This is a genomic window from Nonomuraea sp. AD125B, assembly GCF_041402765.1.
Classification (GTDB): domain Bacteria; phylum Actinomycetota; class Actinomycetes; order Streptosporangiales; family Streptosporangiaceae; genus Nonomuraea; species Nonomuraea bangladeshensis.
Map to the genome: position 1 here is coordinate 20,812 of NZ_JBGLOU010000027.1, position 21,932 is coordinate 42,743.

The 21,932-nt window shown below is 72.2% G+C and carries 19 protein-coding genes; 12 read left to right on the forward strand and 7 right to left on the reverse strand.

The window, feature by feature from the left end; translation table 11 throughout:
• The first annotated feature begins 197 nt into the window (after positions 1-197).
• The 3 genes from ACBR40_RS44180 to purL all read left to right on the forward strand — a co-directional run bounded on the left by ACBR40_RS44180 (position 198) and on the right by purL (position 3,625).
• Positions 198-584: an ATP-binding protein gene (locus tag ACBR40_RS44180; protein WP_344214053.1), complete on the forward strand. Its 387-nt coding sequence runs from the start codon at positions 198-200 to the stop codon at positions 582-584.
• Between the two features lie 114 nt (positions 585-698).
• The gene (gene purQ / locus ACBR40_RS44185) at positions 699-1,379 is read left to right on the forward strand and encodes a phosphoribosylformylglycinamidine synthase subunit PurQ (RefSeq protein ID WP_344212865.1); all 681 of its coding nucleotides are present in this window, start codon (positions 699-701) and stop codon (positions 1,377-1,379) included.
• Positions 1,376-3,625, forward strand: a complete 2,250-nt coding sequence (gene purL, locus ACBR40_RS44190; RefSeq protein WP_371252586.1) for a phosphoribosylformylglycinamidine synthase subunit PurL — start codon at positions 1,376-1,378, stop codon at positions 3,623-3,625. Before purQ ends, purL begins: the two co-directional genes overlap by 4 nt.
• Positions 3,626-3,688: 63 nt before the next feature.
• Here the strand turns inward: purL and ACBR40_RS44195 are convergent, their stop codons facing one another.
• The gene (locus ACBR40_RS44195; protein ID WP_344212869.1) at positions 3,689-4,570 is read right to left on the reverse strand and encodes a hypothetical protein; all 882 of its coding nucleotides are present in this window, start codon (positions 4,568-4,570) and stop codon (positions 3,689-3,691) included.
• 195 nt (positions 4,571-4,765) lie between these two features.
• Between ACBR40_RS44195 and ACBR40_RS44200 the strand changes: the two genes are divergently transcribed.
• The 3 genes from ACBR40_RS44200 to ACBR40_RS44210 are packed head-to-tail and all read left to right on the forward strand — an operon-like array spanning position 4,766 to position 9,012.
• Positions 4,766-6,790, forward strand: a complete 2,025-nt coding sequence (locus ACBR40_RS44200; RefSeq protein WP_371252587.1) for an adenylate/guanylate cyclase domain-containing protein — start codon at positions 4,766-4,768, stop codon at positions 6,788-6,790.
• Between the two features lie 33 nt (positions 6,791-6,823).
• The gene (locus ACBR40_RS44205; RefSeq protein ID WP_344212873.1) at positions 6,824-7,486 is read left to right on the forward strand and encodes a Crp/Fnr family transcriptional regulator; all 663 of its coding nucleotides are present in this window, start codon (positions 6,824-6,826) and stop codon (positions 7,484-7,486) included.
• Positions 7,487-7,530: 44 nt separating this feature from the next.
• The gene (locus ACBR40_RS44210) at positions 7,531-9,012 is read left to right on the forward strand and encodes an MFS transporter (protein ID WP_371252588.1); all 1,482 of its coding nucleotides are present in this window, start codon (positions 7,531-7,533) and stop codon (positions 9,010-9,012) included.
• On the opposite strand, the gene ACBR40_RS44215 is transcribed toward ACBR40_RS44210, so the two are convergent.
• Together ACBR40_RS44215 and ACBR40_RS44220 are read right to left on the reverse strand one after the other, a co-directional pair.
• Positions 8,964-9,719, reverse strand: a complete 756-nt coding sequence (locus ACBR40_RS44215) for a methylenetetrahydrofolate reductase (RefSeq protein WP_371252589.1) — start codon at positions 9,717-9,719, stop codon at positions 8,964-8,966. The genes ACBR40_RS44210 and ACBR40_RS44215 overlap by 49 nt on opposite strands.
• On the reverse strand, positions 9,716-10,375 hold the full coding sequence (locus ACBR40_RS44220) for a TetR/AcrR family transcriptional regulator (protein ID WP_371252626.1): 660 nt from the start codon (positions 10,373-10,375) through the stop codon (positions 9,716-9,718). The genes ACBR40_RS44215 and ACBR40_RS44220 overlap by 4 nt, the downstream gene beginning before the upstream one ends.
• Positions 10,376-10,448: 73 nt before the next feature.
• Between ACBR40_RS44220 and ACBR40_RS44225 the strand changes: the two genes are divergently transcribed.
• Positions 10,449-11,870 carry an MFS transporter gene (locus ACBR40_RS44225; RefSeq protein ID WP_371252590.1) on the forward strand — a complete coding sequence of 474 codons (1,422 nt, stop codon included), beginning with the start codon at positions 10,449-10,451 and terminating at the stop codon, positions 11,868-11,870.
• Here ACBR40_RS44225 and ACBR40_RS44230 read toward each other — a convergent pair.
• Together ACBR40_RS44230 and ACBR40_RS44235 are read right to left on the reverse strand one after the other, a co-directional pair.
• Positions 11,867-13,747 (reverse strand): ABC transporter ATP-binding protein, encoded by a 1,881-nt coding sequence (locus ACBR40_RS44230; protein WP_344212881.1) that lies wholly within the window; start codon positions 13,745-13,747, stop codon positions 11,867-11,869. The genes ACBR40_RS44225 and ACBR40_RS44230 overlap by 4 nt on opposite strands.
• A gap of 35 nt (positions 13,748-13,782) precedes the next feature.
• Entirely contained in the window at positions 13,783-15,831 is a 2,049-nt protein-coding gene (locus ACBR40_RS44235; RefSeq protein ID WP_344214057.1) for a PhoX family phosphatase, read from the reverse strand.
• Between the two features lie 150 nt (positions 15,832-15,981).
• Here ACBR40_RS44235 and ACBR40_RS44240 point away from each other — a divergent pair, with 150 nt between their 5' ends.
• Positions 15,982-16,425 carry a sterol carrier family protein gene (locus tag ACBR40_RS44240; RefSeq protein WP_371252591.1) on the forward strand — a complete coding sequence of 148 codons (444 nt, stop codon included), beginning with the start codon at positions 15,982-15,984 and terminating at the stop codon, positions 16,423-16,425.
• Here the strand turns inward: ACBR40_RS44240 and ACBR40_RS44245 are convergent.
• Positions 16,422-17,294 carry a hypothetical protein gene (locus ACBR40_RS44245; protein ID WP_371252592.1) on the reverse strand — a complete coding sequence of 291 codons (873 nt, stop codon included), beginning with the start codon at positions 17,292-17,294 and terminating at the stop codon, positions 16,422-16,424. The genes ACBR40_RS44240 and ACBR40_RS44245 overlap by 4 nt on opposite strands.
• A gap of 142 nt (positions 17,295-17,436) precedes the next feature.
• Here ACBR40_RS44245 and ACBR40_RS44250 point away from each other — a divergent pair, with 142 nt between their 5' ends.
• Positions 17,437-17,862 (forward strand): MarR family winged helix-turn-helix transcriptional regulator, encoded by a 426-nt coding sequence (locus ACBR40_RS44250; RefSeq protein ID WP_371252593.1) that lies wholly within the window; start codon positions 17,437-17,439, stop codon positions 17,860-17,862.
• A 9-nt stretch (positions 17,863-17,871) separates the two neighbouring features.
• Here the strand turns inward: ACBR40_RS44250 and ACBR40_RS44255 are convergent, their stop codons facing one another.
• Positions 17,872-18,543: an alpha/beta fold hydrolase gene (locus tag ACBR40_RS44255; protein WP_371252594.1), complete on the reverse strand. Its 672-nt coding sequence runs from the start codon at positions 18,541-18,543 to the stop codon at positions 17,872-17,874.
• Between the two features lie 102 nt (positions 18,544-18,645).
• Here ACBR40_RS44255 and ACBR40_RS44260 point away from each other — a divergent pair, with 102 nt between their 5' ends.
• Genes ACBR40_RS44260 through purM form a run of 3 tightly spaced genes read left to right on the forward strand, consistent with a single transcriptional unit; the run spans position 18,646 to position 21,917 of the window.
• Positions 18,646-19,392 (forward strand): SDR family NAD(P)-dependent oxidoreductase, encoded by a 747-nt coding sequence (locus ACBR40_RS44260; protein ID WP_371252595.1) that lies wholly within the window; start codon positions 18,646-18,648, stop codon positions 19,390-19,392.
• Between the two features lie 51 nt (positions 19,393-19,443).
• Positions 19,444-20,880 (forward strand): amidophosphoribosyltransferase, encoded by a 1,437-nt coding sequence (gene purF, locus ACBR40_RS44265; RefSeq protein WP_371252596.1) that lies wholly within the window; start codon positions 19,444-19,446, stop codon positions 20,878-20,880.
• Positions 20,877-21,917, forward strand: a complete 1,041-nt coding sequence (gene purM, locus ACBR40_RS44270; RefSeq protein ID WP_371252597.1) for a phosphoribosylformylglycinamidine cyclo-ligase — start codon at positions 20,877-20,879, stop codon at positions 21,915-21,917. The genes purF and purM overlap by 4 nt, the downstream gene beginning before the upstream one ends.
• Positions 21,918-21,932: the final 15 nt, after the last annotated feature.

The following is a 21,932-nucleotide window of genomic DNA, read 5'->3' on the forward strand; positions in this document are numbered from 1 at the left end:
CCTCGTGGCCGCTTAAAGCCGGGTTCCGACGTGCCACAATGCCACGGGGTCACCAACAGTGAATAACAACAGCGTGATTTTGCGGTTAGCCCCGTTTTCACAGGGAAATCTACTCCAGGTGACATTCTGGCGCCCGGAGGAGTCCGGTGGATATTGAGTTCTCGTTGGCACTGCCTCGGGATGCGATCGGCATACCGATGGTCAGGCGGGTGCTCGGCGATGCCATGAGGTCGCTCAACGTGAGCGAGACCTGCATCGCCGACATGCTGCTCGCCGTCTCCGAGGCATGCTCCAACGCGGTTCGGCACGGGGGGCCCGCCAACCGCTACGAGGTGAGCGCGTCGATCGGCTACGGCCAGTGCGACGTCCGGGTGGCGGACAGCGGCACGGGCGTGCCGTCGATCCCGCCGGGCTTCCCCCCTCCCGACACCGAGAACGGCCGTGGGCTGCTGATCATGCGCTCCGTCGTGGACGAGATCTCGTTCGGCATCACGCCGGGCCGCGGCACCACCGTCCACCTGCGTAAATCCCTCGACTGGGACGAAGAGGCCGCGGCCCGCCCCCGGGAGCTCGCCGCCGTCTGACCGCGATACCGCGCATCTGAGCGCCTCCGATACGCTGAAGTGACCGCCGCAGACCACCGTCACCCCGCATCGACGGTGGCGCGCGCGTGCGCATCCTCGGAGGGGACGACTGTCATGAGCGCTGCCCGTGTGGGCGTAGTCACGTTTCCAGGAACTCTCGACGACCAGGACGCCGCCAGAGCCGTGCGCCTCGTGGGCGCCGAGGCGGTGCCGCTGTGGCACGCCGACCACGACCTGAAGGGAGTGGACGCCGTCTTCCTGCCCGGCGGCTTCTCCTACGGCGACTACCTGCGCTGCGGCGCCATCTCGCGCTTCGCGCCGCTGATGGACGAGCTGATCCCGGCGGCGAAGGCCGGGCTGCCGGTCATCGGCACCTGCAACGGCTTCCAGATCCTCTGCGAGGCGCACCTGCTGCCCGGAGCGCTGACCCGCAACGCCTCGCTGCACTACGTCTGCCGCGACCAGCGGCTGCGCGTCGAGCGCGCCTCGACCTCCTGGACCAACTCCTTCGACGAGGGCCAGGAGATCACACTGCCGATCAAGCACGGCGAGGGCCGCTACGTCGCCTCCGCCGACACCCTCGCCGAGCTGGAGGCGGGCGGCCAGGTGGTGGTGCGTTACCTCGGCAACCCCAACGGCTCGCTCAACGACATCGCCGGCATCAGCAACGCGGCCGGCAACGTCGTCGGCCTCATGCCGCACCCCGAGCACGCGGTCGAGGACCTCGTCGGCGCGCCCAGCACCGACGGCCTCGGCTTCTTCACCTCCATTCTCAAGAGCCTGGTGAACGCATGACCGACACCGTTGAGCGGGCGTCAGGGACGCCCGACGAGCCGATGCCCTTCGCCGAGCTCGGCATGAAGCAGGACGAGTACGACCGGGTCAAGCAGATCCTCGGCCGCCGCCCGACCGGCTCCGAGCTGGCCATCTACAGCGTCATGTGGTCCGAGCACTGCTCGTACAAGTCGTCCAAGGTGCATCTCAAGCAGTTCGCCACCAAGGCGCCCAAGTCCGAGGCGCTGCTCGTCGGCATGGGCGAGAACGCGGGCGTGGTCGACATCGGCGACGGCTGGGCGGCCACGTTCAAGATCGAGTCGCACAACCACCCGTCCTACGTCGAGCCCCACCAGGGGGCGGCCACCGGCGTCGGCGGCATCGTCCGCGACATCATGTCGATGGGCGCGCGCCCGATCGCCGTCATGGACTCCTTGCGCTTCGGCGCGGCCGACGCGGTCGACACGCGCCGGGTGCTGCCCGGCGTGGTCGAGGGCATCAGCAGCTACGGCAACTGCCTGGGCCTGCCCAACATCGGCGGCGAGGTCGTCTTCGACCCCTGCTACCTCGGCAACCCGCTGGTCAACGCCCTGTGCGTGGGCCTGCTGCGCAAGGACCAGATCAAGCTCGCCACCGCGCCCGGCCCCGGCAACAAGGTCGTGCTGTTCGGCGCGTCCACCGGCCCCGACGGCATCGGCGGGGCGAGCGTGCTGGCCAGCGCCACGTTCGAGGACGAGTCGCAGGCCAAGCGGCCCGCCGTGCAGGTGGGCGACCCGTTCATGGAGAAGCTGCTCATCGAGTGCTGCCTGGAGCTGTACGCCGCCGACGTGGTCGTCGGCATCCAGGACCTCGGCGCGGCCGGCGTCTCCTGCGCCACGACCGAGCTGGCCGCCAAGGGCACCGGCGGCATGCAGGTCGACCTCAACCTGGTGCCGCTCCGCGACCCCTCGCTCCGCCCCGAGGAGATCCTCATGAGCGAGTCGCAGGAGCGCATGATGGCCGTGGTCCGGCCCGACGACATCCCGGCGTTCATGGAGATCTGCGCCAAGTGGGACGTCCCCGCCACCGTCATCGGCGAGGTCACCGACACCGGCCGGCTCGTCATGACGTGGGACGGCGAGGTCATCGTGGACATCCCGCCGGGCACGGCCGCCGACGAGGGGCCGGTCTACGAGCGGCCCTACCACGAGCCGGCCGGGCAGTCCGCGCTCAACGCCGACACCCCCGACCGCCTGGAGCGGCCCGCGGACCTGCGGGAGACGCTGCTGCGGCTGCTCGGCTCGCCCAACCTGGCCTCCAAGGAGTGGGTGACCGACCAGTACGACCGTTACGTCCGCTCCAACACGGTCCTGGCGCAGCCGGCCGACGCCGGGATGCTGCGCATCTCCGAGGCCATCGCCGGCGCCGAGCCGACGACCCGGGGCATCGCCCTCGCCACCGACGGCAACGGCCGCTACGCCAAGCTCGACCCGTACGCGGGGGCGCAGCTCGCGCTCGCCGAGGCCTACCGCAACGTCGCGGTGACCGGGGCCGAGCCGCTGGCCGTCACCAACTGCCTCAACTTCGGCTCGCCCGAGGACCCCGAGGTCATGTGGCAGTTCGCCGAGGCCACGCGCGGCCTCGCCGACGCCTGCCGGACCCTCGGGGTGCCGGTGACCGGCGGCAACGTCTCCTTCTACAACCAGACGGGCGCGACCGCCATCAACCCGACCCCGGTCGTGGGCGTGCTCGGCGTCATCGAGGACGTCGCCAAGCGGGTGCCCACCGGGTTCGTCGCCGAAGGGCTGCGCGTGGTGCTGCTCGGCGACACGCGCGAGGAGTTCGGCGGCTCGGAGTGGGCGCACGTCGTCCACCGTCACCTGGGCGGGCTGCCGCCGCAGGCGGACCTGGAGGCCGAGCGGGCGCTCGGCGCCGTGCTCGTGGAGGCGGCCAGGCGCGGGCTGCTGGAGGGCTCGCACGACCTGTCCGACGGCGGGCTCGCGGTGGCGCTGGCCGAGTCGTGCCTGGCGCGGGGCGTCGGGGCGAAGGTGACGCTGTCCGGCGACCCCTTCGTCGACCTGTTCAGCGAGTCGGCGGCGCGGGCGCTGGTCGTGGTGCGGCCGGAGTCGTACGACGAGTTCGCCTCGCTGTGCGGGCGGCACGACGTGCCGTGTTACGGGCTCGGGGTCACCGGCGGGGCGTCGCTGGTGGTCGAGGACGTGTTCGAGGTGCCGGTCGAGGAGCTGCGGGAGACGCACCGGGGGGCGCTGCCCGCGCTGTTCGGCTGATCCTGGACGAGAGAAGGGCCGGTACGGGGTTCCCGTGCCGGCCCTTTCGCGCGCGTGTGGGGGTTACGCCTTCTTCAGGCAGATGACGTAGGCCGAGCCGTTGACGGACGTGCCGTTGCCGCCGCCGTGGCCCGGGTTGTCGTTGCCGCCGCCGTTGTCGTCCTTGGCGACGCTGACGGTCCAGCCGGTGCCGTTGCCGCTCGGTGCGCTGGCCATGACGACCGCGTTCTTCAGGGTGCTGAAGCTGAAGCCGCCGCCGGTGGCGGTGCCGCCCTGGCTGCAGGAGGCGGTGGCGGAGCCGAGGCCGTTCAGCGAGGCGGTCTTGACGTAGGTCGTGTAGGCGCCGCCGCCGTCCTTGCCGTCTTTGCCCGCGGGGCCCTGCGGGCCGGCCGGGCCGGCGGGGCCCTGCGGGCCGCGGGGGCCCTGCTCGCCCTGCTTGCCGGGGAGGCCGTCCTTGCCGTCCTTGCCCGGGAGGCCGTCCTTGCCGTCCTGGCCGTTCTTGCCGGGAAGACCGTCCTTGCCGTCCTGGCCGTTCTTGCCGTCGTCACCCTTCGGACCCTGCGGGCCCTGGGGGCCGGCGGGGCCGGTGTCGCCCTTCGGGCCCTGCGGGCCGGTCGCGCCCTTCAGACCGGGGCGGCCCTGCGGGCCCTGGGGACCGGCGTCACCCTTCGGGCCCTGCGGGCCCGTGTCGCCCTTGGGGCCGACCGTGACGGAGTTCGTGGTGGCCTCGCTGCCGCCGCCGATGAGCACGCGGATCTCGGTGGTGCGGCACTTCGTGGTCGGGTTCACGATGCGCGCGTAGCGGGTCTTCTTGTTGACGCACGCGGTGACCTGGTTGCTCGCCGACGATGCGGTGGCGACGCCACCGACCGCGAGCAGCGAGGCGGCGAGCGCTCCGACAGTGGCGAGGGTGAGCGCACGCCCACCGCGGATCTTGATAGCCACGGCTGTCCTTCCAGCGACGGATGTTTCATAAGAGATGCATGAGAAGCACGTTTCGAACGGTCCAGAGGTTGGCAGAAACTACATAACGTATTTGTCACACTCCAAAGCGTTACTTACCAGGTTGACTGATTGTCGATGACTTGGGTGAGTAAAACGGCACAGTCGCCGCACCGGTCCCGCGTGGATAATCGGCTTGTGCCTAGCGCCGAACCCGCCCCCTACCTGCCGCCGGCCACCCAGCCGGTGCGCGGCGCAGTCTGGGCGATCCACCTGGTCCTGCCCATGCTGGGCCTCTGGCTCCTGCTCGCCAACGACTCCGTCAACATCCCCTGGCAGCACAACCCGAGCCACTTCTGGCTGATCGTCGCGGTCGCCGGGATCAACGTGGCCCTCGGCCTGATGATCAGCGAGGCCTCGCGCCGCCGCCGCGACGCCCGCCTGTTCCTCGTGTCCATGGTCTTCCTGAGCAGCGCGGGCTTCTTCTTCATGCACGGCCTCGCCACGCCGATGATCATCCTGCACACGGGCTCGCTCGGCTTCGACATCGGGCAGCAGGTGGGCCTGTCGGCCGCCGCCGCGTTCGCCTTCGCCTCGGCGCTGCCGCTCGGCGAGCGGGCGGCCGCGCGGGTGCTGGGCGCGCAGCAGGTGATCCGCGCGGCGCTGGTCGGCTTCATGGTGGTGTGGGGCGTCGCCTCGCTGGTGCCGGGGCTGACCGCGCTCAGCGAGCCGCCCTCCGTGACGCCGGTGCCCTGGCTCGCCTGGGGCTCGATCCCCGGCCTGCTGCTGTACGCCGCCGCCAGCGTGATGATGTTCCTCGTCCACCGGCGGCGGCCGTCGGCCATGCTGATCAGCCTCATCACCGCGTACGCGCTGCTCGCCGAGTCGATGGTGGCCGGCATGTCGCAGCTCAACTGGCACCTGTCGTGGTGGGAGTGGCACCTGCTGCTGACCCTGGCCTTCGTGTTCGTGGCCTACAGCGCCTACCTGCAGTTCCGGCGCGAGGGGTCGAGCGCGGGGCTGTTCGACTCGGTGACGCTCGCGGCGACCGTACGGCGGATCAGGCAGGACTACGACCGGGCCCTGGAGGAGCTGGTCGAGGCCGTACGCAGGGGCGAGCCGCTGGCCGCGACCCGCCTGTCGGGCAAGTTCCGGCTCAACGAGAGCCAGGTCGCCGTGCTGGACCGGGCGGGCGCGGCCCTCGCGAACGAGCGCGAGCTGTCGGCCCGGCTGGCGGCCCTCGTGGACGTCAGCGCCCGGACCAAGGTCGGCCTGCCGGAGGACGAGCTGCTGGCCTCGTCGCTGGAGCGGGTGCGGCAGGCGTACGGGGACGTCAAGATCGGGCTGGTGGCCGACGGCCGGACCCAGGTCGGCTCGCGCGAGTACGCCTTCACCGGTGACGAGCCGATCCGCCGCGACCACCTGCTGGCCTTCCCGCTCACCGTGAAGGGCAGGCTGGCGGGCGTGCTGGAGGTGCCGATCGGCCGGACGAACCAGGACGAGGCGCTGGCCGCCACACTCGCCGGTCAGCTCAGCCTCTCGCTGGAGAACGCCCGCCTCTACCGCGAGCTGCACACGCTGTTCCACCAGTACATGTCGCCGGACGTGGCGCACGCGCTGCTGGCCGACCCGGCGCAGGCGGCGCTCGGCGGCGAGCTGCGCGAGCTGACCGCGCTCTTCGCCGACCTCAAGGGCTTCACGACGTTCTCGGAGAAGGTCACGCCGGGCGAGATCGTCGAGATGCTCAACCGCTACCACACGGCCGCCGTGCCGTGCATCCTCGACAACGGCGGCACGATCGTGCAGTTCGTCGGCGACGCGCTGCTCGCGCTGTTCAACGCCCCGGCCGCGCAGGAGGACCACGCGCGGGCCGCCTGCCGGGCCGCGCTGGCCATGCAGCAGGCCGCGGCCGAGGTGGCCGAGGAGATGGCGTGGAAGCGGGTGGACGACGTGCCGTGGCCGACGTTCCGGGTGGGGATCAACACCGGGCCCGCGCTCGTCGGCAACATCGGCAGCCCCGAGCTGCGCGGCTTCAACGCGATGGGCGACTGCGTCAACGTGGCCGCCCGGCTGGAGGGCGTCGCCGAGCCGGGCACGGTCGTCATCGGCGAGACGACGCTCAAGCAGCTCGGCGAGGGCGCCACGGTCAGCCCGCTGGGGCGGCTGAGCCTGAAGGGCAAGGAAGAGCTCGTGGCGGCGTACGTTCTGACGAGTTTGCCGTAGCTGGACGGGCTTCGTACCGACATAATCGGGCGCATGGAGCCAGAGCCGGGCGAGTTCCTGTCCATGCTCACCGACGAGGAGGCGCAGGCCCTGCGCGCCGCCGGGCGGCTGCGCCGCTGGGATCGCGGCACCGCGGTGATGAACGAGGGCGACGTCGCCGACTGGGTGCTCGTGCTGCTCGACGGCCGGGTCAAGGTGTCCTCCCACACGAGCGGCGGCACCGAGGTGGTGCTGGCCGTACGCGGGCCCGGCGGGCTGCTGGGCGACATGTCCGCCATCGACGGCTCGCCGCGCTCGGCCACGGTCACCGCGCTGGAGCCGATCAGCGGCATCGTGGTGCGCGACTTCCAGGCGTTCCTGGAGGCCCACGGGCGGATCGCGGTGCTGCTCATGAAGCTCGTCACCGGCCGGCTGCGCGACTCCGACAGGAAGCGCATCGAGTACGGCGCCTACGACACGACCGGCCGGGTCGCGACCCGCCTGATCGAGCTGGCCGAGCGGTACGGCGAGAAGACCAACGGCGGGGTGCGCGTGGCGCTGCCGCTGTCGCAGGACGAGCTGGCGGGCTGGACCGGCGCGTCGCGGGAGGCGGTCAGCAAGGCGCTGCGCACGCTGCGCGACCGGGGGCTGATCGAGACCGGGCGGCGGCGGGTGGTCATCCACGACCTCGACGGCCTCAGAAAGCGCGCCAGGTAACACCCCCACCAAATCGGACGTACGTCGTACGTCATAGTGGGAGCATGGTCGCGGTCACCCCCCAAGACGACAACCGCCTCCGCTACGCCTGGAAGGCGTGCTCGGTCACCAGCCTGGGGCTCGTCCTCATCGGCATCGCCGGCAGCACGCTCAACGTGGCCTTACCCACCGTCGTGCGGCACTTCGCGGCCGGGCCGACGGAGTCCGGCTGGATCCTGCTGTCGTTCCTCCTGGTCAACACGGCGAGCCTGGTGTTCTTCGGCCGGGTGGCCGACCTGCTGGGGCGGCGGGAGGTGTACCTGGCGGGGTTCGCCCTGTTCACGCTGGCCTCGCTGCTCGCCGGGCTGTCGCCGGACGTGGGGTTCCTCATCGCGATGCGCGTCGTGCAGGCGGTCGGCTCGGCGATGATCCTGGCGAACGGCACCGTGATCATCACCGACGCCTTCCCGCCCGAGCGGCTGAGCCAGGGCATGGGCGTCTACATCGGCACGCTCTCGGTGGCGCAGCTCGCCGGGCCCACGGTCGGCGGCCTCATCGCCGAGACGGCCGGCTGGCAGTGGATCTTCTGGGTGAACGTCCCCGCCGGGCTGCTCGCGCTCGGCTGGGGCGCGGCGATCCTGCGCAAGATGCCACGGGGGCCGCGCGAGCCGGTGGACGCGCCGGGCAACGTGCTGCTGTTCGCCGCGCTGTCGGCGCTGCTGCTGGCGCTGTCGGAGGCGGGCTCGCGCGGGCTGTCGAGCCCGGTGGTGCTGGCAGGGGCCGGGCTGTTCGTGCTGCTGGTGCCGCTCGTCGTGCTGGCCGAGCGTCGGGCCCCGAACCCGGTGCTCGACCTGCGGCTGTTCGGCGGGCGGCTGCTGGCGTACGCGAACGCGGCCTCGTTCTGCAACGCGCTCGCGCGCTCGGCGCTGATCCTCGTGGTGGCGCTGTACTTCCAGGCCGCGCGGGGGCTGGACGCGTTCGCGGCGGGGCTCAGCGTGCTGCCGGTGCCGGTCGGGATCGGGCTGGCCTCACCGCTGGTGGGGCTGCTGGGGCGGTGGGTGTCGCCGTACGCGCTGTCGATCGGCGGGGCGACGCTCAGCGCGCTGGGGCTCGGGACGCTGATGCTGACGGCCGATCCGGCCACGCCGTACTGGGTGACCGGGATCGGCCTGTTCGTGGCCGGGTGCGGCAGCGGCACGTTCCTGACCGGCAACACCACGCAGGTCATGGCGGCGCTGCCGAGCGGCAGCCTGGGCGTGGTGAACGGCTTCCGCATCATGATCATGAACATCGGGGTCGTGATCAGCGTCGGCCTGTCGCTCAGCGTGGTGACCGCCTCCGTGGGGCCGGAGCTGCGCGCCCAGGTGTACGCGGGGACGTTGTCCACGCTCTCCCCCGTGGCCGTCGGGCAGCTCATGGACGGCTTCCAGCGGGCGTACGCGGTGCTGTTCGCGGTCGCCGTGGCGGGCGCGCTGCTGGCGGCGCTGGCGCGGGGCCGTCAGGACGGTCGGAGCAGGGCGGAGAGCCTGGACTCGACGTCGCGGTAGCGGGAGACCGGGATGAGGTGCACCCCGGCGAACGCGCCCGACTCGCGCAGCGCGAGCACTTGCTCGCAGGCGGCCTCGACGCCCGCCATGCGGTCGGCCGCCACCCGCCTGACGAGATCGTCGGGGATGCCGATGTCGGGGATCGCGCCGGCCAGCGTGTGGGCGTGGCGCTCGCTGGCGAGGACCATGACCCCGGCGTAGACCGGCACGTCCGCCGGATGCTCCTCACGCCACCGGAGCTGGGCCTCCACCGAGTAGCTGACCTGCAGGAACAGGAAGTCGGCCGCGTGCTTCCAGGCCGGCAGGGAGCGCAGCCCGGCCGCCGCCCCGAGCCGGAGGTCCGGCGAGAACGCCCGCGCCTCCTCGATCATCGAGCGCACGGTGAGGTCGCTGGTCCGGTTGCCGCTCGTCGGCTTGTCGCCGTAGACGAACAGGAACTGGTCGACCCCGTACGCGGCGGCGGTCAGCAGGTCGCGACGGAAGCCGAGCAGGTTGCGGTCGCGGGAGTTGAGGCAGGCAATGCCGCGCCCGCCCATCGCCTCGACCTCGTGCGCCACGGCCACGCTCGACACGGTCGCGCGGCCGATGTGGTTGTCGGGGATGAGGAAGGAGTGGGCGATCGTGCTCATGGTGCCGATCTGGTGCCTGACGTGCTTCAGATCGGGCTTGGTGGGGGGTTCGATCTCGCAGATCAGCTCGAAGGTCACGACGACGACCCTAGCCGCCGGGCGGCCAGGGCTTCGATGCCCGCCAGGACGAGATCGACGCCGAAGGTGTCGTAGAGCTCCGGGTCCGGGCCCTCGACCAGGGGCACGGCCATCTCCACGATGTGCGGATAGGTCTCGACCGGCACCGACTGCAGGCCGATGAGCTTGGCCTGGACGGCGGAGGCGGCCTCGCGGCCCGCGCGGTGGTGCGCGGGGGCGTCGGCGATGGCGATGGCGCTGTTGAGCAGGTAGCGGCTGATGAGGCAGCTCTCGTCATGGCTGAACCCGGCCTCGCGGCCGACGCCGAGCGCCTGGTTCCACACGGCCAGGAAGTTGGGGACGGTGATGACGTCCACCTGCTCGATGACGCTCCTCGCGCAGGGATGCGTGCGCAGCGTGCGGATCAACCCGACCATGAGGTCGCGGAGCTGCTCCTGCCACGGGCGCTGGTCGGCGGGCTTCGGCGCGAAGCCGGCGATGAGGTGGTCGGCCATGCCCGCGATGAGCTGGTCCTTGTTCTTGAAGTGCCAGTAGAGGGCCATCGGGGTCACGCCCAGCTCGGTGGCCAGGCGTCTGATCGTCACGGCGTCGAGTCCTTCGGCGTCGCCGATCTCCAGGGCGCGCACCGCGATCGCCCGCGCGGTCAGTTTTCCCATCACGGTTGACAACTATACGCCGTACAAGCTGAACTGTACGTCGTACAAGTACGGCGTACAGGAAGGCGTCGCCATGCGGTGGTGGGCGTTGGTCGCGGTGACTCTGGGCACCTTCATGACCTATTTGGACAACAACGTGGGCAATGTGGCGTTGCCCACGATCCAGCGGGAGCTCGGGCTGACCGTCTCCGGGCTGGAGTGGATCGTGAGCTCGTACATCCTGGTCTTCGCCGGGCTCATGCTGGTCGGCGGGCGGCTGGCGGACGTGTTCGGAGCGCGGCGGGTGTTCCTGGCCGGCCTCGCGGTCTTCACCGTCTCGTCGCTGGCCGCCGGGCTGGCCACGAGCGGCGGCATGCTGATCGCGGCCAGGGCCGTGCAGGGCGTGGGGGCCGCGCTGCTCACCCCCACGGCGCTGGCGCTGATCGGGCAGATCTTCCCCGACCCCGGCGAGCGCGGGCGGGCCGTGGGCGTGTGGAGCGCGACGGGGGCGCTGTCCATGGCGCTCGGGCCGGTCACCGGCGGGTTCATCAGCGAGAACCTGCACTGGGGCTGGATCTACCTGGTCAACGTGCCGATCGGCGTGGCCACGGTCGGGCTCGCGCTCTGGGCGATCAAGCCGTCCCCGCGTGGGCGGCGGCACAGCCTGGACGTCCCGGGGCTGGTGACCTCGGCGCTGGCGCTGGTCGCGCTGACGTACGGGCTGATCGAGGGCGACGCGGCCGGCTGGACCTCCCCGGAGATCCTGGCCGCGTTCGGGGTGGCCGCGGTGGCGGCCGTGGCGTTCCTGGTGATCGAGTCGCGGGCGGCCGAGCCGATGCTCGTGCTGTCGCTGTTCCGGTCGCGGGTGTTCAGCGGCGGGCTGCTCACCAGCGGGATCTGGTCGTTCGGGGTGTTCGGGATCTACTTCTTCAGCGCCCTGTGGCTGCAGAACGTGCTCGGCTTCTCCCCCACGGAGGCGGGCGGCTCGTTCGTGCCGATGGCCCTGGTCACCGCCGCCGTCGCGCTGCTGTCGCAGCGGGCGACCCGGCTGTTCGGCCTCGGCCCGACGGTCGCGCTCGGCCTGGCCCTGATGGGGTCGGCGGTCTACCTGCTCTCCGGCGTCGGCGGCGAGGCCGGCTACGCCGACGTCGGCCCGTGGTTCATCATGTACGGCCTCGGCGCGGGCCTGCTCGTGCCGCTCACCGCGGCGGTCCTGAACAGCATGCCCGCAGGGCGCTCGGGCGTGGCCTCGGGCATGCTGAACGTCTCGCGCGAGGTCTTCGGCCTGCTCGGCATCACCGTCCTGGGCGCGATCCTCAGCTCCCGGCAGAGCGCGAGCGGCCTGCCGGCGCTGGCCGCCTTCCTCGACGCGTACCGGTTCACGCTGGTCATCGCGGCGGTCGTGATGCTGTGCGCCATCCCGGTCGCCCTCTGGGCCCTCCGCACCCGCCGCACCCCGGCGGCCGACGAGCCCCGCACCGCCGCCCCGGCCACCGCCGGGCACGGCGCCGTCTAGGCGAACGCCTCGGCGGTCGTGGGGTCGTCGAACTGGGTGCGGTAGAGCTCCTCGTAGCGCCCGCCGGCGGCCAGGAGCTCGGCGTGGGTGCCCCGTTCGACGATCCGGCCGTCCTCGACGACCAGGATGAGGTCGGCGGCGCGGATCGTGGACAGGCGGTGGGCGATGACCACGGCGGTCCGGCCCGCGAGCGCCTCGCCGAGCGCGGCCTGCACGGCGGCCTCGGAGGTCGCGTCGAGCGCGGCCGTGGCCTCGTCCAGGACCACCACCCGGGGCTGGGCCAGCAGCAGGCGGGCGATCGTGAGCCGCTGGCGCTCGCCGCCCGACAGGCGGTAGCCGCGCTCGCCCACCACCGTGTCGAGGCCGTCCGGCAGCGACGCGATGAGGGCGCCGAGGCGGGCCCGGGTGAGCGCGTCCCACAGCTCGTCCTCGGTCGCCTCGGGGCGGGCGAGGAGCAGGTTGGCCCGGATCGTCTCGTGGAAGAGGTGGCCGTCCTGGGTGACCAGGCCCAGGGTGTCGCGGATGGAGTCGAACGACAGCTCGCGCACGTCCACGCCGCCGAGCCGGACCGCGCCCGAGTCGACGTCGTACAGGCGGGGCAGGAGCTGGGCGATCGTGGACTTGCCCGCGCCCGAGGAGCCGACGAGCGCGACGACCTGTCCGGGTTCGGCACGGAACGAGATCCCGTGCAGCACCTCCTCGCCGCCGCGCGAGTCGAGCACGGCGACCGCCTCCAGCGAGGCCAGCGAGACCTTGTCGGCCGAGGGGTAGGCGAAGCGCACGTCGTCGAACTCGACGGCGACCGGGCCTGCCGGGACCTCGCGCGCGCCGGGCCGCTCCTGGATGAGCGGCTTGAGGTCCAGGACCTCGAAGACGCGCTCGAAGCTGACGACCGCGCTCATGATGTCCATGCGGGCGGAGGCGAGGGCGGTCAGCGGGGCGTACAGGCGGGTGAGCAGCATGGCCATCGCGACGACCGCGCCGGGCTGGAGCTGCTCGCGCAGGGCGTAGAAGCCGCCGAGGCCGTACACGAGGGCCAGGGCGAGCGCCGAGACCAGGGTCAGCGCGGTGACGAAGGCCGACTGGGTCATGGCCGAGCGCACGCCGATGTCGCGGACCCGGCGGGCCCGCGCGGCGAACTCGGCCGACTCGCGGTCGGGCCGGCCGAACAGCTTGACCAGCGTCGCGCCCGGCGCGGAGAAGCGCTCGGTCATCTGGGTGCCCATCGCGGCGTTGTGGTCGGCCGCCTCGCGGCGCAGCCGGGCGACCCGCGTCCCCATGCGCCGCGCGGGCAGCACGAACACCGGCAGGAGCAGCAGCGCGAGCAGCGTGATCTGCCAGGAGATGCCGATCATGGCGGTGAGCGTCAGCGCCAGCGTCACGAGGTTGCCGACCACGCCGGACAGGGTGTCGGTGAACGCCCGCTGCGCCCCGATCACGTCGTTGTTGAGCCTGCTGACCAGCGCGCCGGTACGGGTCCTGGTGAAGAAGGCGATCGGCATCCGCTGCACGTGGTCGAACACGGCGGTGCGCAGCCCGAGGATCAGGTCCTCGCCGATGCCGGCCGACAGCCACCGGTTGACCAGCCCGAGCCCCGCCTCGGCGACCGCGATCCCGGCGATGGCCACCGCCACCGCGACCACCACCCCGAACGGCTCGGCGTTGAAGATCGCGTCCACGACCCGGCCCGCGAGCAGCGGCGCGGCCACCGCGAGGCCGGCCAGCACCACGCTGAGCAGCACGAACAGGGCGAGCTTCGCCCGGTGGGGCCGGGCGAAGCCGCCGATGCGCCGGAGCGTCGCCCGCGACAGGCGGCGACGCTCCCGCTGGTCGTTCATCGAGTACAGCTGGTGCCAGGCCGTCATCTCCATGCTCATGGCATGGGACGCTATTGCCTCAAGTTATGTTGAGGTCAAGCGCCGATCTTCTTGTTCCTGCCGTGCCAGACCACGGCCACGGCCGGGCGCGGCTGGTCGCCGTCGGGCCAGCGGCTGGCCGGCTTGTCGGGCGTGGCGCCGTCGAGCTCGCCCGGGTGCTGCACGGCCACGAAGACGCTGCGCTGGTCCTCGGTCACCAGCGGGCCGCAGGTCTCCGCGCCGACCGGCACGGTCAGGAACTGCCGCAGGTGGCCCCGCTCTTTGCCGCGCACCGGCATGACGAACAGGCCGTCGTTGGAGCCGAGCGCGTTGCCGTCCGTGGAGATCCACAGGTTGCCGTCACGGTCGAAGGTGACGTTGTCCGGGCACGAGATCGGCGAGACCTTGCTCTTGTCGTAGCCGGCGAAGTACGTCGCCGGGTCGGCGGGGTCGCCGCAGACCAGCGGCACCGACCAGACGAACGTCGTCGCGGCGGCGTCGTCGCGCTTCTCCACCAGCTCCAGCACGTGGCCGTGCTTGTTGGACGGGCGCGGGTTGGCCTCGTCCACCTGGGCGGCCGTGCGGTTGCTGTTGTTGGTGAGCGCCACGTAGACGCCCCCGGTGACCGGGTTGCGCTCCATGTCCTCGGGGCGGTCCATCTTCGTCGCGCCTGCCTTGTCGGCGGCCACGCGGGTGTAGACCAGCACCTCCTGGGCGGTCATGCCCTCCACGTACGACCGGTCGCCCGACACCAGCGGGATCCACTCGCCGGAGCCGTCGAAGGCCCCGTCGGAGGGCAGCTTGCCGGAGCCGTCGAGCTCGGCGGCCGGGCTGTTGCCCGTGAACCTGGCCACGTACAGGGTGCCCTCGTCCAGGAGCGTCCGGTTGTGCCGGTCGTTGCCCGGGTTGTAGCGGTTCTTCGAGACGAACTTGTAGATGTACTCGAAGCGCGAGTCGTCGCCCATGTAGACGACCAGGCGCCGGTCGCGGGACAGCGTCGTGGTGGCGGCCTCGTGCTTGAAGCGGCCGAGCGCCGTGCGCTTGATCGGTGTGGAGTCGGGGTCGAACGGGTCGATCTCCACGATCCACCCGAACCGGTTGGCCTCGTTCGGGTGCTTGGCCAGGTCGAAGCGCTCCTCGACGCGGTCGAAGCGCCGGCTGCTCGACGGGGTGCCGGTGGTGATGGTGTAGCGGGTGATGTACGGCTTCTGCGCCTCGGGGACCTTGTCGCCGTTGACGAAGTACTGGTCGACGTTCTCCTCGGCGGTCAGCACGGTCCCCCACGGGGTGGTGCCGCCCGAGCAGTTGTTCAGCATGCCGACCGGCTGGACGCCCTCGGGGTCGGCGGCCGTCTTGAGCAGGTCGCTGCCCGCGGCCGGGCCGGTGAACTTCATGGGCGTCTGCGCGGTGATGCGCCGGTTGTAGCGGCGGCGGCCCTTGGTGACCAGCTTCCACTCGCCGGTGCCGCCCGCGCGCTCGACCTCCACGACCGAGCCGCCGTGCGCGGCGAGGGCGATCCTGATCTGCTCCTCGGTCGCGGCGGCCCCGCCCGTGTAGCCGCGGAACATGAGGCTCTCGTCGGTGTACTCGTGGTTCACCCACAGCAGCGCGCGGTCGTTGCCGAGCGGCAGCAGCGTCACGTAGTCGCAGTTGTAGCCGAACTGCTTGGCCTGCGCGTCGGCCGTCTGGTTGTCGAAGTCGAAGGCCGGCGCGTCGGGCAGCACCGGGTCGCCCCAGCGGACGACCACGGAGGAGCGGTAACCGGAGGGGATCGTCAGCGCGTCCTCGGTGTTCGGCGCCACAGGGGTGAACGCCAGATTGCCGCCACCCTGCGGGCCCGGGGCGTTCCCCGGCTTGTCGGCGAAGGCCGGGGCCGCTCCCGCCACGCCCACGCCCGCCACCAGCGCGCCGAGCGCGCCGGCCCGCAGCACCCCGCGACGCGAGATCGCCTCACGCACCACGTCGCCGAAGTAGGCGTTGTCCGAGGTGTTGGCCACGTCGTGCGCGCACGCGTCCCCACATCGGAACCGGCAGGTCAACGCGGAACGGCCGCCTTTGTGCGGGGTGGAGAGCAGCGGCAGCAGCGGTCGCCGCCCGTCCCCCATGAGGTTCGCCACAGATCCTCCATGTATGTGCGCGTCTGTACGGTTCGGAGGCTACGGTCGGCGACGAAACCCGAGGTGAACGACGACCTCCGTCCCGGTGAACGCTCTCGGGAGAAGGCAGGGAGACAGCGGCCGGGAGACAATGGCGGGGTGCCACCTCGCAAGCCGGACCCGGAGAAACTGAGAGCCGCCCTCGACGCGCAGCTCGTAGCCCTGGACGAGCCGCCGTACGACGGGCCCGCCGCCGCCCTGCCCGGCGCGCTCGTCGCGGCCGTGCTGGCCGCCTACGACCGCGGGCTCACCCCCGAGCGCGACGCCGCCAGGCAGGCCGTACGCCACCTCCTCGACCGCCTCGCCACCGCCGCCCCCGGAAGGACCGTCGAGGTGCGCGTGCCGCCGTACGCGGCCGTCCAGGCGATCCCCGGCCCGCGCCACACCCGCGGCACGCCGCCCAACGTGGTCGAGACCGACGGGCGCACCTGGATCGAGCTCGCCGTCGGGCGGCTCACCTGGGAGGAGGCCGTGGCCAAAGGCACGGTCTCGGCCAGCGGCTCCCGCGCCGACCTGTCAGCGCACCTGCCCCTGGGTGACTAGCCCCGGCTGCCGTTCATCCAGGGGAAACGCTCCTCGAAGCAGCGGTCGGCCGCCTGGCCGGTCAGGTGGGCGCAGTCCTGCACGACGTTCCAGAACCAGATCGCCACGATCGCGAACAGGATCAGGGACAGCGCGCTGATCACGATCCCGGCGACGGCCCGGCCCTTGCCCGCCTTCCGCGCGAGGGCCACGCAGCCGAACACGATCGACAGGATCGCGGTGATCAGGCCGGTGAAGCAGACGAACACCAGGAAAGGGCTGGCCACACCGAGCACGAGCGAGGCCGTGGCCAGGCCGTTGCCGGTGCGGTCCGGGGGCGGCGGCTGGCCTCCGTACTGGTAGGGGGCGCCCGGATAGCCGTAGGAGGGCGGATTGTAGCCGGGCGGGCCACCGTACGGGCTGGACGGGCTGGTGCCGGGGACGGGCTGCCCCGGCGGCGGCCCGGCGGGCGGGACCTCGCCGCCCCCGCCGGAGTGCCCGTAGCCGCCGTAAGGGTGCTGCGGGCCGGAGGGGCGGCCCTCGGGCGGCTGCTCGTACCGGGAGGGCGTGGGCCTGGGCGGCGGCTCCTCCCGCGGGGCGCTCTCCCAGCCCGGGTAGGCGGGCGTCGCGCCCGGCACCGGGAACGCCTGCGTCTCCTCCGCGTCCTCCCCCGATCCCGCGCCCACGGATGGCTCCGGGGTCTCGGGTGACGTGGGCAGGTCGGGGTGCCGGGGCTCCCCCACGGGCCCGCGCGGCGGCTCGTGCGGCGGCTCGTGGGGCGGGGGCACGACGGGCGGCGCGGGGGCGATGGGCTCCTCCCCCTCGTACGGCTCGGAAGCGTCGGATCCCTCCTCGCGCCGCGGGACGTTCGGATCGCCGGATGTGGTCACGTCTGCGCCTCCCGACCAGTCTGCATTCCGGACACTTCACCCTGTCGCGGAGGCCGCCCGCCCAACCACGCGACACGGCAAAAGCGCGCTCATCCTTGGGTCACCATGCGCCCAACCCGCACGCGGCGGGCAAGATGAGGGCATGCTGGACGAGACCCTGTCGTACGCACTGATCAGCCTCGTGAAGCGGCAGCGCAACCAGCTCGCCGCCGCCCTGGTGCCGCTCGGGCTGCACGCGGGACAGGAGATGCTGCTCAACCAGCTCTGGCGCGAGGACGGCCTGACCCAGAGCGAGCTGATCGCCCGCCTCGGCGTCGAGCCGCCCACGGTCACGAAGACCCTCCAGCGCCTCGAACGCGCCGGCTTCGTCCACCGCTCCCCCGACCCCGACCGCCCGCGTCTCATCCGCGTGCACCTGACCGAGGCGGGCAAGGCCCTGCGCGACCCCGTGGAGCGGATCTGGCACGAGCTGGACGAGGACCTGCAGCGCGGCCTCGACGCCACCGAACGCGACGTCCTGTCGCGCCTGATCCGCGCCCGGCCCGCGCGTCGCCGCCCTGACCGGTGAGCGGGGCCGCTATTCGCCGAGCAGAAGGATCTCCAGGAACTCCCGGGGAGCGTCCCGCCACACGTCATGGCCGCTGTCCAGGGTGTGGACCCGCCAGCCCGGGTCGCCGGCCAGCCGGTCACGGACGGCGGTGAACGGCGTGCCGTCCCACCCGGACAGATACACGTAGTCCCGGATCTCGACGTCGCGCAGGCCGCCCGCGTCCAGCCGGATCCGCTGGAGGAACGAGGCCAGCGGGTGCGCGGTCACGCGCGGGTCCCTGCCCGGAGGCGGCTGGACCGCGAATCCGTCCGCCGCCGCGCCCTCCAGGAACAGCCTGCGGTAGGCGTCGGTGGTCAGGTCCCAGCAGGACTGGCCGTCCTCGGGCACGTACGCGTCGGCGTAGACCAGGCGGCGCACCGCGCCGGAAGGGGCGCGGTCGGCGGCACCTGTGATCACCATGCCGCCGTAGCTGTGCCCGACGAGAACGGCGTCCCTGACCTGCTCGCCGGCAAGCACGCCGAGCACGTCGTCGATGTGCGTGTCGAGATTGACGGTGGCGGAGCTCAGATGGGCGCGGTCACCGACGCCGGTGGGGGTGACGGTCAGCGCCCGGTGTCCGGCGGCGCGCAGCCGGTCGGCCGGCTCGGAGAAATACCAGCCGCCGCGCCAGCCGCCGGGGACGAGAACGAAGGTCGTCATGCAAGGCGTGAACGAGGCCCCGCCGACGCTGATTCCCGGCTTGCTCCGCGCACCCCCTTCTGGTTAGCTGGCTAATTAGCCGACTAATCAAGGAGCTCACAGATGCACGTCCTCATCACGGGCGGATCGTCCGGCATCGGCGCCGCCACCGCCCTCGCGTACGCCAGGACCGGCGCCCGCGTCACCCTCACCTACAACACCGGCCCCGACCGCGCGGCGGAGGTGGTCAAGCGCATCGAGGCGGAAGGCGGCGAGGCGGCGGCCGTCCACCTCGACCTGACGAACCACGCCACCATCGCCGCCGCCGTCGCCCAGGCAGGGCCCGTGGACGCGCTGGTGGCCAACGCCGTGCGCTGGGGCGGCGTCATGCCCGGCAGCATGCCCTTCGAGGACGTGCCCGCCGCCGAGTGGACCGCGGCCGTGCACGCCAACGTCGTCGGCAACGCGCTGCTCGTCCAGGGCGTGCTGCCGGAGATGCGGCGGCGCGGGTTCGGCCGGATCGTGTTCGTCTCCTCGGGGGTCGCCGAGGAGGGCGTGCCCGGCCCCGGCCCGTACGGCACCGCCAAGATGGCCCTGCACGGCATGGCCCGCGCGCTCGCCTGGGAGGCGGGCAGGGACGGCATCCTGGTCAACGTGGCGGTCGCCGGCCTCACGCTCACCGACACCCGGCGGCCGATCCCCCAGTCCGTGCTCGACGAGATCGCCGCCCGCACGCCGAGCCGCCGGCTCTCCACGGCCGACGACATGGCCGCCCTGATCGTCTTCCTCGGCTCGGCCGCCAACCGCAACGTCACGGGCGAGCTGGTCCGCGACGGCTCGAATGCGGGCAGGTCATCGCACGCGATGTGATGGCGGACCCGGATGCGCGAGCACGGAAGACGCCGACCTAGACTGAACCATGTGCTGAAGGGCGACGGCCGGCTCGGCCATGACCTGGACCCCCAAGACCGCGCGCCTAAAGACGCCTGCGGCGTCTTCGGCGTCTGGGCACCAGGCGAGGAAGTTTCCAAGCTCACCTACTACGGGCTGTACGCGTTGCAGCACCGCGGCCAGGAGTCCGCGGGCATCGCGGCCAGCGAGGGCAGCCGCATTCTCGTCTACAAGGACATGGGTCTGGTCTCCCAGGTCTTCGACGAGTCGGTGCTGGGCACCCTGCGCGGCCACCTGGCCATCGGCCACTGCCGCTACTCCACGACCGGATCGAGCGTGTGGGAGAACGCGCAGCCCACGTTGAGCTCCACCGAGGTCGGCGGGCTCGCGCTCGCGCACAACGGCAACCTGATCAACACCCCGGTGCTGGCCGAGCGCCTCGCGCCGGGGTCCACCAGGGCCACCACCGACACCGAGGTCCTGACCACGCTGCTCGCGCAGGACCGCACCCGCAGCATCGAGGACTCCGCCGCCGAGCTGCTGCCGCAGGTCAAGGGCGCCTACTCGCTGGTGTTCATGGACGAGAAGACGCTCTACGCGGCCCGCGACCCGCAGGGCATCCGCCCGCTGGTGCTCGGCCGCCTGGAGCGCGGCTGGGTGGTCGCCTCCGAGACGGCGGCGCTCGACATCGTGGGCGCCACGTTCGTCCGCGAGATCGAGCCCGGCGAGCTGCTCACCATCGACGAGCGCGGCGTCCGCTCGCGCCGCTTCGCGCTGGCCGAGCCCAAGGGCTGCCTGTTCGAGTACGTCTACCTCGCCCGCCCCGACACCACGATCGCCGGGCGCGGCGTCCAGGTCACCCGGGTCGAGGTGGGCCGCGTGCTGGCCCGCGAGCACCCGGTGGAGGCCGACCTCGTCATCCCCACCCCCGAGTCCGGCACCCCGGCCGCCGTCGGCTACGCCGAGGAGAGCGGCATCCCCTACGGGCAGGGCCTGGTCAAGAACTCCTACGTCGGCCGCACCTTCATCCAGCCGTCGCAGACCATCCGCCAGCTCGGCATCCGGCTGAAGCTCAACCCGCTGCGCGAGGTCGTCGAGGGCAAGCGCCTGGTCGTCGTGGACGACTCGATCGTGCGCGGCAACACCCAGCGGGCCATCGTCAAGATGCTGCGCGAGGCGGGGGCGCGCGAGGTGCACGTCCGCATCTCCTCGCCGCCGGTCGCCTGGCCGTGCTTCTACGGCATCGACTTCGCCACCCGAGCCGAGCTGATCGCGGGCTCGCTCACGGTCGAGGAGATCCGGGCCTCGCTCGGCGCCGACTCGCTCGGCTACATCTCGCTGGAGGGCCTGACGAAGGCCACCACGCTGCCGGCCGAGCGCCTGTGCCGGGCCTGCTTCACCGGCGAATACCCGATCGCCATCGACCAGGACAACGTCGGCAAGTTCGTTTTGGAGAGCAAGGCGTGAGCGAGCGCACAGCGAGCACCTACGAGGCCGCGGGCGTCGACATCGCCGCCGGCGAGCGGGCCGTCGACCTGATGAAGGACAAGGTCGCGCGCTCGCGCCGGCCCGAGGTCGTCGACGACGCCAGCGGCTTCGCCGGCCTGTTCGACGCCTCGGCGCTGCTACGTTACCGGCGGCCGCTGCTCGCCACCTCGACCGACGGCGTGGGCACCAAGGTGATGATCGCCCAGCGCTACGGCAAGCACGACACGATCGGCATCGACCTCGTCGGCATGGTCCTCGACGACCTCGTGGTGTGCGGGGCCGAGCCGCTGTTCATGACCGACTACATCGCCTGCGGCAAGGTGGTGCCCGAGCGGGTCGCCGAGATCGTGGGCGGCGTCGCCGAGGGCTGCCGGCTGGCCGGGGCGGCGCTCGTCGGCGGCGAGACCGCCGAGCACCCGGGCGCGATGGAGGCCGACGAGTACGACCTCGCCGGCGCCGGCACGGGCGTCGTGGAGGCCGACGCGCTGCTCGGCCCCGACCGCGTGCGCGCGGGCGACGTCGTGCTGGGCCTCGCCTCCTCCGGCGTCCACTCCAACGGTTACTCGCTGGTCCGCCACGTCCTGCGGGAGGCCGGGCTGTCGCTCGACGCGGAGCTGCCCGAGCTGGACCGCCCGCTCGGCGAGGAGCTGCTCGAGCCGACCCGCATCTACTCGCTCGACTGCCTGGAGCTGGCCCGCTCCGTCGAGGTCCACGCCTACGCGCACATCACCGGGGGTGGCGTCGAGGGCAACCTGTCCCGCTCGCTGCCGTCCGGCCTGGACGCGGTGCTCGACCGCTCGTCCTGGACGCCGCCGCCGATCTTCGAGGTGCTGGCGGGTCACGGCCGGGTGGCGCAGCAGGACATGGACCGTACGTTCAACCTGGGCGTCGGCATGGCCGCCGTGGTCGCGCCCGACGCGGCCGACGCGGCGCTGCGCCTGCTCGCCGAGCGCGGGCTGCCGGCCTGGGTGCTGGGCGAGATCGTCGAGGGCTCCGGCCAGGCCCGCTACCGCTGACCGACCGCTCCGCCA

Excerpts from the sequence above, each read along its gene's own strand:
- ACBR40_RS44260 (WP_371252595.1), top strand. The coding sequence starts at position 18,646 with ATGCACGTCCTCATCACGGGCGGATCGTCCGGCATCGGCGCCGCCACC.
- ACBR40_RS44250 (WP_371252593.1), top strand. The coding sequence starts at position 17,437 with ATGCTGGACGAGACCCTGTCGTACGCACTGATCAGCCTCGTGAAGCGG.
- ACBR40_RS44230 (WP_344212881.1), bottom strand. The coding sequence starts at position 13,747 with ATGAGCATGGAGATGACGGCCTGGCACCAGCTGTACTCGATGAACGAC.
- ACBR40_RS44180 (WP_344214053.1), top strand. The coding sequence starts at position 198 with ATGGTCAGGCGGGTGCTCGGCGATGCCATGAGGTCGCTCAACGTGAGC.
- ACBR40_RS44210 (WP_371252588.1), top strand. The coding sequence starts at position 7,531 with ATGGTCGCGGTCACCCCCCAAGACGACAACCGCCTCCGCTACGCCTGG.
- ACBR40_RS44235 (WP_344214057.1), bottom strand. The coding sequence starts at position 15,831 with ATGGGGGACGGGCGGCGACCGCTGCTGCCGCTGCTCTCCACCCCGCAC.
- ACBR40_RS44220 (WP_371252626.1), bottom strand. The coding sequence starts at position 10,375 with ATGGGAAAACTGACCGCGCGGGCGATCGCGGTGCGCGCCCTGGAGATC.
- ACBR40_RS44205 (WP_344212873.1), top strand. The coding sequence starts at position 6,824 with ATGGAGCCAGAGCCGGGCGAGTTCCTGTCCATGCTCACCGACGAGGAG.
- purQ (WP_344212865.1), top strand. The coding sequence starts at position 699 with ATGAGCGCTGCCCGTGTGGGCGTAGTCACGTTTCCAGGAACTCTCGAC.
- purL (WP_371252586.1), top strand. The coding sequence starts at position 1,376 with ATGACCGACACCGTTGAGCGGGCGTCAGGGACGCCCGACGAGCCGATG.
- ACBR40_RS44225 (WP_371252590.1), top strand. The coding sequence starts at position 10,449 with ATGCGGTGGTGGGCGTTGGTCGCGGTGACTCTGGGCACCTTCATGACC.
- ACBR40_RS44255 (WP_371252594.1), bottom strand. The coding sequence starts at position 18,543 with ATGACGACCTTCGTTCTCGTCCCCGGCGGCTGGCGCGGCGGCTGGTAT.